Here is a 12,675-nt window from a genome sequence, read left to right as displayed (position 1 = left end):
TGGAGTCTCGATGTCTGACACCACCCACTGGGTCGCCGGCTTCCGTTCCGCGGTCATCAGCCCCTACGAGCAGGTCAAGCTCGCCGAATCGCGGGCATTCGCCGACGAGACCGTCCGTCAGGTACTGCACCTGGCCGGTGGGGGCGACCAACTCCGGATCCGGCTGACCAATCTGTTCGGGCGCGATGCGCTGGTCATCGGCGCCGCCCGGGTCGCGCTACGCAAAGCGGGCAGCGCGATCGTCACCGAAACCGATGTCGCGCTGCACTTCTCCGGCGCGGAGCGGTCGGCGATTCCGGCGGGAGGCGAACTCGTCAGCGATCCGGTCGCGCTGGCCGTCGCCCCGGGCGACGACCTGATGCTCAGCGTCTACCTACCCGAGCAGACCGGGCTCGCGACCTTCTCGCACCAGCCTTCCGAGATCGCCTACATTGCGGCCGGAAACGTCGCCGCAGCACCAGAAATCGCCGCGGCCGAGGAGTTTCCCGCCCGGTTCTATGTCTCCGGCGTGGATGTGGCCGTGACCGCGGACATCCCCATCGCCGTGGCGTTCGGCGACTCGTGGTTCGAAGGCGTCGGCACGACCGTGAGCGCGAATCGGCGCTCGGTGGACGTGCTGAACAGCAGGCTCACCGAAGGCTGGGCGGTGAACCAGGGCATCGCCGGAAACCGCTTGCTCACCGATGAGATCGGCACGCCCGGGCTGGCGCGCTTCGACCGCGACGTGCTGAGCGTTCCCGGTGCGACCACCGTGCTGTTCAACTTCGGCATCAACGACCTGATCCTCGGCGGCATGTCCGGCGAGCCGCCCGCCACGGCCGACGAGTTGATCGCGGGCTTCACCGCGCTGGCTCACCGTGCCCGCGAGGCGGGCCTGACCGTGCACGCCGCCACGATCGGCCCGTACGCCGGCGTCATCTACCCGGGCATGCCTGTCGCCGAGACGGTGCAAACGCGCCATGCGGTCAACGAATGGTTGCGCACCACAGACCTTTTCGACACCGTCTTCGATGTCGCTCGCGCAGTGGAGGATCCGGCCCGGCCGGACTTCATCCACGCGGACTTCGACAGCGGCGACGGTATGCACCTCAACGATGCCGGGGCTCGGGCCATGGCCGAGACCATCGATACCACCGCACTCTTTCGGTGACTTCGGGCCGAGAGTCGTTGCATACCAGCGCGACTCTTCTCAGCGGGCGCTCGCGCCGGGAGTTCCGGCGCCCCGGGTGGCGTAGTCCAGCGCATCCTCGACGGCATCCTGAAACGTGCCACCCTTGCGCATCGCCGCCCGGCCACCCGCGGACAGTGCGCCACAGAGCCCGCCCACCAGGATCGCGGCCCGCAGCTCGTCGATCTCCCCCGGAAACGCCGCACACAAACCCTCCGCAAGCTGGTCTTCTACCTCATAGAGCCGCTGCAACATCGCCGAACGCAACGTGGGGACCGTCATCATCAGGCGGATCCGGGCGGCCTCGAGATCACTGCCCGGATCCCGGAGGCCGCCTTCCATATGCCGCAGCATCGCCCGCATCGCCTCGGCGAGCACGTCGCCGACTTGCGCGTCGGCACTCCGACCGGCGATCGATGCGAGTCCGACGGCAACCAGATCACCGCCCTCGGCGAAGATCACGGACTCCTTCGTCGGGAAGTGATTGAAAAACGTGGCGGGCGAAACATCCGCCGCGACAGCGATTTCCACCACGGTCGTCTCGTCGTAGCCCTGCGCTTCGAACAGCCGGTACGCCGCTTCGGTGATCGCCATCCTGGTGCGCTGTTTCTTGCGCTCGCGAAGCCCGGGTTCAGCCATGAGCGCAGTTTACTACATGAACACTAAAGTTAGTGTTGCTCTATTTTTATAGTTGCTCTAACTTGGAGTCATGTGCGGAATCACCGGATGGGTCTCCTTTCAGCGGGACCTCTCGACAGCAAACAACTCCATCGACGCGATGACGGCCACCATGGCGTGCCGCGGACCCGACGGCTCGGGCACCTGGGTCGCGCCGCACGTCGCGCTCGGGCACCGACGGCTCGCCATCATCGACCTGGCCGGCGGCGCGCAGCCGATGACGATCGAAACGCCGGATGGCGTTGTCGCCATGGTCTATTCAGGAGAGGCCTACAACTTTCGCGAACTACGCGAGGAACTGCATGCCCGCGGGCAGCGCTGCGCCACCGCCTCCGACACCGAAGTCGTGTTACGCGCCTACCTGGAGTGGGGCACGGCATTCGCCGAGCGACTCAACGGGATGTACGCCTTCGCCATCTGGGATGCGCGGATCGAACGGCTGGTGCTGGTGCGAGATCGCCTCGGCATCAAGCCCTTCTACTACTATCCGACCGAGGACGGTCTGCTGTTCGGCTCCGAGCCGAAGGCGATCCTCGCCAATCCGTTGGCGGACAGATCGATCGGCCTCGACGGGCTGCGCGAATTGTTCGTCGTCAGCGTGCGCCCGGAAGGATCGGCGTGGACCGGGATGCGTCAGGTACCACCGGGTTCGGTGGTGACCGTCGATCGCGACGGAGTGCGCACCACCACCTATTGGACACTGCGCACACTGGAGCACGGGGACGACCGCGCCTCGACCGTGCGGACGATCCGGGAACTACTCGAGGACGTCGTTGCGCGGCAACTGATTTCGGATGTGCCGCGCTGCATGCTGCTCTCCGGCGGGCTCGACTCGTCCGCGCTGACCACCCTGGCCGCCGCCCACCTGCGCAGTACCGGCGAGCAGGTGCGCAGTTTCAGCGTCGAATTCCAGCAGCAGGACGAGGATTTCGTGCCGGACGAGTGGCGGGCGACACTCGACGCGCCCTTCGCCCGGGCCCTAGCCGAGCATGCCGGCACCCGGCACAGGGACATCCGGCTCGACAGCGCGGCCCTCGCCGACCCCGCCGTCCGCGCCGCAGTGGTCACCGCCCGTGACGTGCCGACCGGCCACGGTGATACCGACGCGTCACTTTATCTGCTGTTCAAAGCAATTCGGGAGCATTCGACCGTAGCCCTGTCCGGAGAATCCGCGGATGAGGTCTTCGCGGGCTACCGCTGGTTCCGGACGGCCGCCGAGCACGGCCTGACCACCTTCCCCTGGCTCGCCGTGCTGCCCCCCGAGTTCGTGCAGCGCACCAGATTGCTCGATCCCGACCTGACCGCGGCCCTGGATCTCGACACCTATCTCGCGGACAGTTTCGCGGACGCGGTCGCCGAGGTCGCGCGGCTGGACGGTGAGAGCGACCTGGAATTCCGGATGCGCCGGGTCTCCCACCTGCACATCACTCGGCTACTGCGCACCTTGCTCGACCGCAAGGACCGGATGAGCATGGCGGTCGGCCTCGAAGTCCGGGTGCCGTACTGCGATCACCGGCTCGTCGAATACGTCTACAACGCCCCGTGGTCACTGAAGACCTTCGACGGCCGGGAGAAGAGCCTGCTGCGCGCCGCCACCGCCGACACGCTCCCCCGCTCGGTGGTCGAACGCGTGAAGAGCCACTACCCGATCACCAAGAACCTCGACTACGTCACGGCCCTCCTCCACCAATCCGCCGACCTGCTCACCACCCCCGACCACCCCGTCTTCCGCCTCTACGATCACGACGCCGTCACCAAAGCCGTCGACCGCCCCGCCGCCCACCTGACCGAACCAGACCGCTTCGACCTCGAACAACTCCTCGACTTCGCAATCTGGCTGGACCACTACAACCCTCACTTCACCTAGGCGGCAGGTCAGGGCAGCAGCGAACCGGGATCGATGGTGAACTCGAATGGATTACGCAAAGTCACGGCCTGACCTGCGGCCACGCGGTGGGTCAGTTCGTAGGCGCGGGCGTCACCGAGTTCGTGAGCGAACATGACGGGCAAAGCTTCACCCGACAGCTGCCCTTTGAAGGTGTTCGGCTCGAAGCGCCAGTAGTTTCGGATTCCCGCCTCGGCGTAGACGACCGGCTTCACCATTCGATCTTGGAAAGTGGTCGACTTGGAGACCACCTCGACAACAAGGAGCACTTGCTCGGCCGGAATGCCGCGGCCGTCCCAGTCGATCGGGCCGGTTGCCACGATCAGGTCCGGGATCGGTTCGTCGTCGCCGATCAGCACTCCGACGCCGTCCAACACCACGCAACCGGACGGCAACGCGGCTTGCAGCGCACGATCCAGCCATTTGATGAGCCACTGATGGCGGGGTTTGGGCGCGGCGTTCACAACGAGCTGACCATTCAACACCTCGTAGCGCAGTCCGTCGTCAGGGATGTTCTCCAGATCCGCAGACGTCCAATGGTCGGCATGCGGCATCGGCATCGCCATCGGAACACCTCCAAACCTCGCCGTGCTGGGTGGCTGCAGCCTGCCCATTCGGCCTGATTCTAGCTGGAAACAGCACCTGGACGTTGCGACGCTACCCAGGCGGGACCACCTGACGAGGGGTCAAGCCGCGGAGGAGTATTTGGAGGCCGGCGCGGTATTCGTGGTCGGGGGTGAGGGTTTGGGCCTGGGTGGCGGTGGCGGTCAGGAGGGGGAAGGTTTCGGGGGCCAGGGCGGCCATGGTGGCGGTGCCTCGGCCGGACAGGGCGGCGTAGTGCTCGTTTTGCAAGGTGCCCAGGAGGAAGGCGACGAGGGTGCGCTGGGCTATCACGCGGTCGGGGCCGGTGAAACCGGCATGGGTCAGGACGCCCAGCATCGCTTCGATCACGCGCAGGGACGCGGGCGATGACTGCCGGTGCCGTAGCACCAGCGGCACGGTCTCGGGGTGGTGCGCGACGGCCGCGCGAACGCGATCCAGCAGCGTGGTGAGCGCCTCCTGCCAGGGGACGGCGGCCGGCAACGCGGTGTCGATCGCGGCGTAGATGTGGTCGACGACCAGCACTTCGAGTGCCGCACGGTCGGCGACGTAGCGATAGAGCGCCATCGTGGCCACGCCGAGTTCCTTGGCGACCGCGCGCATCGTCAGCGCGGACAAGCCGTCACGGTCGAGCACCGCGAGGGCGGCGTTCGCGAGATCTGCGGTGGTCAGTGAGCGCGGACGGGGCATGGGTTGACAGCGTACAAGGTACGCGCATACTGGACGTAGGCGTACGAAGTACACCTACGAAAGGAAGCCCATGCCCCTGCCGACCACCGTCGCCGATCGAGTGCTGACCACCGTCACCGACCGGCAGGTCTACCTACCCGATCCGAACCGCCTGATCCACTTGCAGTTTCGCCGCTTCGCCGGATGTCCGGTCTGCCATCTGCACCTGCGCTCGATCGTCACCAGGCACGACGAGATCACGGCCGCGAACATCCGCGAGGTCGTCGTATTCCATTCCAGCGCAACAGAACTGCGCAAATACACCGAGGGACTCCCGCTGGACTTCGTCGCCGATCCCGACAAACAGCTCTACCGGTACTTCGGCGTCGTATCCTCGCCGCGCGCGCTGCTCGACCCGCGCGGCTGGCCCGGCATCGTCCGCGGCCTGACCAGCGCCGCCGTAGCGACCCTGCGTCACCGGCAACCCACTCCCCCGACCAAACCCGAGGGCGGCAGCCTGGGGTTGCCCGCCGACTTCCTCATCGCGCCCGACGGCGGAGTCCTGGCCGCGAAACACGGCACGCACGTCGACGACCAATGGTCCGTGGACGAACTGCTCGCCCTGGTCCCAGCGCGAAAACCGCTGTCCTGAACGCAGAACCGCCGGTGCAGTGCGTCGAAAGCACTGCACCGGCGGCGGTTTCCGGTCCTACTCTGCGATGACGATCTTCACCTCGGGGTCGGCCACCTCGGTGGCCTCGCCCGGGGTGACGAACCAGTGCGAGACCTCGTTGTCGGCGAGATCGCCGGCGAGATCGTCCGACGGCAGCACCGACAGAGCACCCGCGGTGGCGACGGCCAGGAACTCGAGCATGGCGGCGCGGCCGGATCCGGCCGTGGTGTACGTGGTCGACTCGTAGTCGAGCGCGTACTCCTCGCGGACATGTTCGGCCTGTGCCAATGCCTCGGTCTGGGTGATCGCGAGGACACCGTCGCCGGCCGGGACGACGAAGGCCGGATGGTCTTCGCCGAGCGGCCGGACCCGATCCGCGTAGGACACCGGGTGCGACGCCGCCGCGGCCAGTTCGGCCTGGACGTCGGCCGGCACCAACCAGCGAATCGGGCTGTCCGACATCGGGTCCGGGGCGATACCGAAGGTGGCGCCCGCCGCGACCAGGTCGTCCACGGCGAGATCGCCCGCGAACAGCAGTGCCGCACCGGCCTTCTGCACCGCCCACGCCGCGACCACCGCGTCCAGCGAGCGCGGCAACGCCACCGCGACGATGTCGCCCGGTCCCGCACCGCGATCGATGAGCACCCGCGCCAGTTGCGAGGAGCGTCGATCCAGGACGTGGTAGGCGATTTCGTCACCGTCGGCCAGCACCGCGGGCGCCTCCGGATCCTCCTCGACGACCTCGGCGAGCACCTTGGCGACCGTCTGCGCGCCGACCCGGGCCGCGGTGTCCGGGGTGGAAACCGTTGCCGTGATGCCGGATTCGGTGAGCAGGCGGGCTCGTTCGCCGGCATCGAGGATATCGATGTCGCCGACGAGCGCGTCCGGATCGCCGAGCAGCGCCTCCAGTACCCGGATCAGCCGGGCGGACAGGGTTTCCACCTCGTCCGCGGTGAACCGGCTGCCCAGGTACTTGAGCGTCAGCTCGATCGTCGCCTCGGCGGTCACCAGCAGGGTCAGCGGGTAGTGCGTGGCGTCGTTGACGCCGACACCGGTGACCGACATGCCGTCGATGGAACTGGCGGCCGAAATGGCTTCCTTGTCCATCGGATACGACTCGAACACCAGCAGCGTGTCGAACAGCGCTCCGGTACCCGCCACCCGCTGGATGTCGGTGAGGCCCACGTAGTGGTGCTCGAGCAGGTCGGCTTGATCGTGCTGCAACCGCTCCAGCAGCTTGCCGATGCTCTGGCGATCATCGATGCGCAGCCGCACCGGCAGCGTGTTGATGAACAGGCCGACCATTGATTCCACGCCGGGCAGCTCGGCCGGTCGACCGGAGACGGTGGCGCCGAACACCACATCGCCACGGCCGGTGAGCCGTCCGAGCAGGATGCCCCATGCCGCCTGCACCAGCGTGTTCACCGTGACGCCCAATTCCGCGGCGTGCTTGGTGAGTTGGCGGGTGCGGTCGGCATCGATCTCGGTGACCTGCTTGCCGATCTCGTACTGCTCGGTCGAACGCGGTTGCGGCGCAAGCTGCGTCGGCTCGGTGACGCCGTCGAGCGCGTTCGCCCACGCCCGCAGCGACGCCTCGCGGTCGCGCCCGGCCAGCCAGCCGAGGAAGTTGCGGTAGGACGCCACCCGCGGCAGCGCACTCTGCTCGCCGCGAACCGCGTACAGCACCAGCAGATCCCGCATGAGCAGCGGCATCGACCAGCCGTCCAGCAGGATGTGATGGGTGGTGATCGCCAGGTGCCACTGCGCTTCGCCGGAACGGAACAGGGTGAACCGCAGCAGCGGCGGCACCGCCATGTCGAAGTGCGTCGCCTGGTCGGCCGCCACCTGCCTGCGCAGTTCGGCGGTCCGCTGGTCGGCGGGCAGCTCGGTGAGATCCACCTCGCGCCACGGCGCTTCGATCCGGTCGAGCACCACCTGCACGGCCTGTCCGTCGGAGTCGGTGACGAACGCGGTGCGCAGGTTGGGGTACCGGTCGACGATGCTCTGCGCGGCCGCGTGCAACCGCTCGACATCCAGTGCGCCGCCGAGGTCGACCACGGCCTGCATGGTGTAGACGTCGACCGTCGCCTGGGTCATCATCGCGTGGAACAGCAGGCCGGACTGCAGCGGCGAGAGCGGCCACACCTCGGCGAGCGCCGGATACTTGCGTTCCCACTGCTCGATATCGGCCTGGCCGACCCGCACCAGCGACATGTCCGACGGCGTGAAACCGCCCGCGTCCGGCCGCTGCGCGTGCGTGGCCAGGGCGGTGAGCGCGGCGACCCAGAGGTCGGCGAACTCCTGCACCTGGGCGCGGGTCAGCAGCCCGTTCGGGAAGGCGAAGGACGCACCGAGTTCCGGGCCGTCCGCGCCGTCGGTGACGATCGCGTTGATATCGATCGTCGCGTTGGCGGGCATGTCCAGATCCATCTCGCCGTCGAGCTGACCGAGGTCGGCCACCGGCACCCAGCCGATTTCGGCGAGCTGCTCGGGGATCTCCCCGGCCGACATGCGGCCCAGGTAGTTGAAGCTGATCTGGCCCGCGCCGCCGAGTCGCTGCCCGGTGGCCGCGTTCAGGTACCGCAGCAAGCCGTAGCCGAGGCCCTTGTCCGGCACCGAAAGCAACTGCTCCTTGACCGATTTCACGATCTCGCCCAGCGCGGCGCCGCCGTCGAAGGCGTCGGCGAGGTCGGCGCCGTTCAAGTCGAGGCGGACCGGGTAGGCCGTGGTGAACCAGCCGACCGTGCGCGAAAGATCCGCGCCCGGAACGACTTCCTCTTCACGGCCATGGCCCTCGAGCTTGATCAGCGTCGCGGAGCGACTCGATGAGGGGCGGTGGTCGGGCGACGGGTGGGCCAGGGCCGAGTTTGTGTCGCGCCAGCGGGCGACCGCCATGGCAAGCGCGGACAGCAGACCGTCGTTCACACCGCCGCGGTAGAGGCCGGGGATCGCGGTGAGCACCGCGTCGGTGACCGCCGCGGGCAGCGTGACCTCGACCCGTTCCACGGTGGCGAAGGTGTCCACCCGCGGATCGAAGGCGCGCGTGCCGAGCAGCGGATCCGGAGTGTTCGTGACCTGCTGCCAGAACGGCAGTTCCGCGACCCGTGCGGGTGCCGCGGCCGCCTCGACCAGGCTGTGTGCCCAGCGCCGCATCGAGGTGCCGTTGGCGGGCAGCGCCACCTGCTGGCCCGCGGCCAGCTGCGACCACGCGACCGCGAAGTCCGGGATCAGGATGCGCCAGGACACGCCGTCGACCACGAAGTGGTGCGCGACGATGAGCAGCACGTCGCGCCGCTCGCCCTTGAAAGCAAACCAGATGAACTGCGCCATCACCGCGTTCGCCGGATCGAGCCGCCCGAGCGCGGCGTCGAACGCCGCACTGCCGACCCGCTTCAGCTCGGCGTCGTCGACGTCGGCCGCGAGGTCGACCCGATGCACCAGGGCGGAAACGTCGATCGCGCCCTGCGGCAAGGCCTCGAACGCCCACTGATCGGCCTGGCCCGGCTCGTCAGCGGTGTTGCGGCGCAACCGCGTCCGCAGCACGTCGTGGTGATCGAAGACCGCCGCGATGGTGCCGACGAGCGTCTCCCGATCGATACCGTCGGGCAGGCGCAGCGCCATCGTCTGCGAGAAGCGGTCGTAAGCCGAACCACCGCCGAGGATCTGGCTCATGATCGGCGTCAACGGAATCTCGCCGACACCGCCGCCGGGCAGCTCCTCGAGCTTCACCTGCTCCGAACCCGCACCGAGGGTGGCGATTTCGGCCAGCGAGGCGACACTGCGCCGCTCGAACACGTCACGCGGCGAGAACACCACACCCCGTGCCTTGGCCCGCGACACCAGCTGGATGGACAGGATGCTGTCGCCGCCGAGCGCGAAGAACGAGTCGTCCAAACCGATCTGGTCGACGCCGAGCACCTCGGCGAAGACCTCGGCGATGATCGCCTCGATCTCGCTGGCGGGTGCCCGGAATTCGCGCGGCGCCAGCACCGGCTCCGGCAGGGCCTTGCGGTCGAGCTTGCCGACCGGGGTCAGCGGAATCTCGTCCAGCACCATGATCGCCGAGGGCACCATGTGCGGCGGCAGGCTGCGCCCGGCGTACTCACCGAGCGCGGCCGTGTCGATCTCCCGGCCCGGCACCGCGAGCACGTAGGACACCAGAATCGTGGCGCCCGCGGCGGTTTCGCGGCCCAGCGTGATCGCGAACTCGACGTCCGGATGACCGGCGAGCACGGTGTCGATCTCGCCGAGCTCGATCCGGAAACCACGGATCTTCACCTGGAAGTCCGAGCGGCCCACGTAATCCAGTTCCCAGCGCACCTCGGGCACCGCGGCATTGCCGGCCCGTTCGCCGGGTTCGGCGAACCAGCGCACCACGTCACCGGTGCGGTACATGCGGGCGCCCTCGTCGCTCCACGGGTTCGCGACGAAGCGCTCCGCGGTGAGGTCGGGCCGGTTGTGGTAGCCGCGCGCCACCGCGCCACCGGCGAGGTAGAGCTCTCCGGCGACACCCGGGGGCACCGGGTTGAGGCGGTTGTCGAGGACCAGCGCCGACATGCCGCGCACCGGCAGACCGATGGTGACGTGCCGCCCCGGCGTCAGCGACGCGTACGAGGAGATGATCGTCGTCTCGGTCGGACCGTAGGCGTTGAAGTACTTCCGGCCCGGGTACCACTTGGCCAGCAGCTCCGGGGTGGTGACATCGCCACCGACAGAGGCGACTTCGAGCGCTTCCAGCCCCGCCGGATCCATCGTGCCCAGCACCGCCGGGGTGATGATCGTGTGCGTCACCCGCTCGGTGCGCAGCAACTCCGCCAGGTCCGGTCCGCCGATGATGGTCGACGGCACGATCACCAGGGTGGCGCCGGTGTATGCGGCACACAGCCATTCGAGCACCGACGGGTCGAAGCTCGGCGAGCAGATGTGCAGGAACCGGTGGTGCGCCTCGAGCTGGTACAGGTCGGTCGCGACACCGACCAGACCGCCCATACCGGCGTGGGTCACGGTGACGCCCTTGGGCATACCCGTCGAACCCGAGGTGTAGATGACATACACCGGGTGCCGCATCGCCAGCGAGGCGATCCGATCGGCATCGGTCACCGACGCCGGGGACTGCGCCTCGATCGCCGCGCCCAGGGCGGGGTCGTCCAAACGCAGCCATTCGACATCGCGGGGCAGCCGGTCCACGTACTCGTCCGCGGTGATACCGATGACCGCACCGGAGTCGTTCACCATGTGCCGCATGCGATCTTCGGGGTAGGTCGGGTCGATCGGCACGTGCGCGCCACCGGCCTTGGCCACCGCCCAGAACGCCGCCACCATCTCGTAGGAGCGCGGGAACGACAGCGCCACAATCCGTTCCGGACCGACACCGCGGTCGATCAGCACCCGCGCCAGCCGCGACGAGTACTCGTCGAGCTCGCGGTAGGTGATCGAGCGACCCTGATAACGGATGGCGATCTGCTCCGGGTTCAGTTGCGCGCCACGCTGCAGCAGGTCGGGCAGCAGCCCGGTGGCCATCACGTCTTCGCCGTGCACGTGGGTGAGCAGCTCGTACTCGGCCTCGTCCAGCAGCGGCAGGTCACCGATCGGGGTCTCCCGATCGGTCGCGATCGCGGTGAGCAGCCGGGTGAACCGCTGCGCGAACACCTCCACGGTCGCGTCGTCGAACAGGTCGCGGGCGAAGGAGAACTCCGCGTACATGCCCGCGGCGTCGTTGGCGGCGGCCTCCCGGATCGTCAGCGACAGATCGAATTTCGCCGTGTCCACGTCGAAATCGACCGCCGCGACCTGCAATCCGGGCAGCTCGAAGCTGGTCTCCGGCAGGTTCTCGAACGACAGCGCCACCTGGAACAGCGGATGCCGCGCGGTCGAACGCTCGGGATTGAGCAACTCGACCAGCCGCTCGAACGGCAGGTCCGCGTGCGCGAAGGCCTGCAGGTCCGCGTCCTTGGTGCGGGCGAGCAGGTCGCCGAAGGTCAGATCGCCCTCGACGTGCGAGCGCAGCACCAGCGTGTTGACGAACATGCCGATCACGTCGTCGAGTTCGGCCTCGCCGCGACCCGCGATCGGGGTGCCGATCGCGATGTCGTCGGTGCCCGACATCCGCGCCAGGAACAGCGCCAGCGCGGCGTGCACGACCATGAACATGGTCGCGTTGTGTTCGCGCGCGATCTCGGTGAGCTGACCGTGCAGCTCGCCGTCGATCGGGAACACCACCCGGCCACCCGCGAACGACTGGGTCGTCGGGCGGGTCCGGTCGGCGGGCAGGTTGAGCTCGTCCGGCAGGCCGGCCAGCGCCGCCCGCCAGTACTCGGCCTGCTGCGAGATCAGGCTCGTCGCATCGGTTTCCGCGCCGAGCACGTCGCGCTGCCAGAGGCTGAAGTCCGCGTACTGCACCGGCAGCGGCGCCCAGCCCGGGGCCACCCCGGCCGAACGCGCCGCGTACGCGAGCATCACATCGCGGGTGAGCGGGCCCATCGACCAGCCGTCCGCGCTGATGTGGTGCGCGACGAACACGAGCACGTACTCCGCGTCGGTAACCCGGAAGATCTTGGCCCGCAACGGCACCTCGGTGGTGACGTCGAACCCGGCGGTGATCACGTCGATGATCCGCTGCCGGATGTCTTCGGCGGCCACCGTTTCCGGCGTCAGATCCGGCACCGCCTGTTCGGCGGGCAGGATCACCTGATGTGCGGCCCCACCCTGTTCCGGGTAGACCGTGCGCAACGTCTCGTGCCTGCCGATGACGTCGGCGACCGCCAGCTGCAACGCCTCGACGTCGAGCTCACCGGTGAGCCGCACCGCGACCGGAATGTTGTTGACCGCCGACGCGGTGTCGAACTGGTTGAGGAACCACATGCGCTGCTGAGCCAGCGACAACGGGACCTGCTCCGGACGCGGACCGGCGACCAGGGCCTTGCGGCCCCCGGCACCGGCGTGCTGTTCGACCTTGACCGCCAGACCGGCCACTGTGGACGCCTCGAACAACATCCGCACCGG

At 68.3% G+C, this 12,675-nt stretch carries 7 protein-coding genes (1 of these 7 running past the window's edge); 3 read left to right on the top strand and 4 right to left on the bottom strand.

All coding sequences use genetic code 11. The annotated features are described in order from the left end of the window. Window positions 1-10: 10 nt before the first annotated feature. Window positions 11-1,150, top strand: a complete 1,140-nt coding sequence (locus tag TY25_RS17485; protein ID WP_042257594.1) for a GDSL-type esterase/lipase family protein — start codon at window positions 11-13, stop codon at window positions 1,148-1,150. A 39-nt stretch (window positions 1,151-1,189) separates the two neighbouring features. Here the strand turns inward: TY25_RS17485 and TY25_RS17480 are convergent, their stop codons facing one another. After that, window positions 1,190-1,807, bottom strand: coding sequence for a TetR/AcrR family transcriptional regulator (locus TY25_RS17480; RefSeq protein ID WP_042257592.1), 618 nt, complete (start codon window positions 1,805-1,807; stop codon window positions 1,190-1,192). Between the two features lie 70 nt (window positions 1,808-1,877). Here TY25_RS17480 and asnB point away from each other — a divergent pair, with 70 nt between their 5' ends. Beyond that, window positions 1,878-3,713 (top strand): asparagine synthase (glutamine-hydrolyzing), encoded by a 1,836-nt coding sequence (asnB, locus tag TY25_RS17475; protein WP_042257590.1) that lies wholly within the window; start codon window positions 1,878-1,880, stop codon window positions 3,711-3,713. A gap of 8 nt (window positions 3,714-3,721) precedes the next feature. Here the strand turns inward: asnB and TY25_RS17470 are convergent, their stop codons facing one another. Both TY25_RS17470 and TY25_RS17465 read right to left on the bottom strand, forming a co-directional pair. Next, window positions 3,722-4,297, bottom strand: a complete 576-nt coding sequence (locus TY25_RS17470) for a Uma2 family endonuclease (protein ID WP_042257588.1) — start codon at window positions 4,295-4,297, stop codon at window positions 3,722-3,724. A gap of 91 nt (window positions 4,298-4,388) precedes the next feature. Beyond that, window positions 4,389-5,021 carry a TetR/AcrR family transcriptional regulator gene (locus TY25_RS17465; protein ID WP_042257587.1) on the bottom strand — a complete coding sequence of 211 codons (633 nt, stop codon included), beginning with the start codon at window positions 5,019-5,021 and terminating at the stop codon, window positions 4,389-4,391. A gap of 70 nt (window positions 5,022-5,091) precedes the next feature. Between TY25_RS17465 and TY25_RS17460 the strand changes: the two genes are divergently transcribed. Then, entirely contained in the window at window positions 5,092-5,652 is a 561-nt protein-coding gene (locus TY25_RS17460; RefSeq protein ID WP_042257585.1) for a peroxiredoxin-like family protein, read from the top strand. A 57-nt stretch (window positions 5,653-5,709) separates the two neighbouring features. Here the strand turns inward: TY25_RS17460 and TY25_RS17455 are convergent, their stop codons facing one another. After that, on the bottom strand, window positions 5,710-12,675 hold the end of the coding sequence (locus TY25_RS17455; RefSeq protein WP_042257582.1) for a non-ribosomal peptide synthase/polyketide synthase. It continues 36,813 nt past the right edge of the window; 6,966 of the gene's 43,779 nt are visible here — the last part of the coding sequence; the start codon falls outside the window, past its right edge — the gene reads right to left on this strand; its stop codon occupies window positions 5,710-5,712.

The organism is Nocardia brasiliensis NBRC 14402 (assembly GCF_000308475.2).
Classification (GTDB): Bacteria; Actinomycetota; Actinomycetes; order Mycobacteriales; family Mycobacteriaceae; genus Nocardia; species Nocardia brasiliensis.
This window is presented reverse-complemented; position numbering and strand designations above follow the sequence as displayed.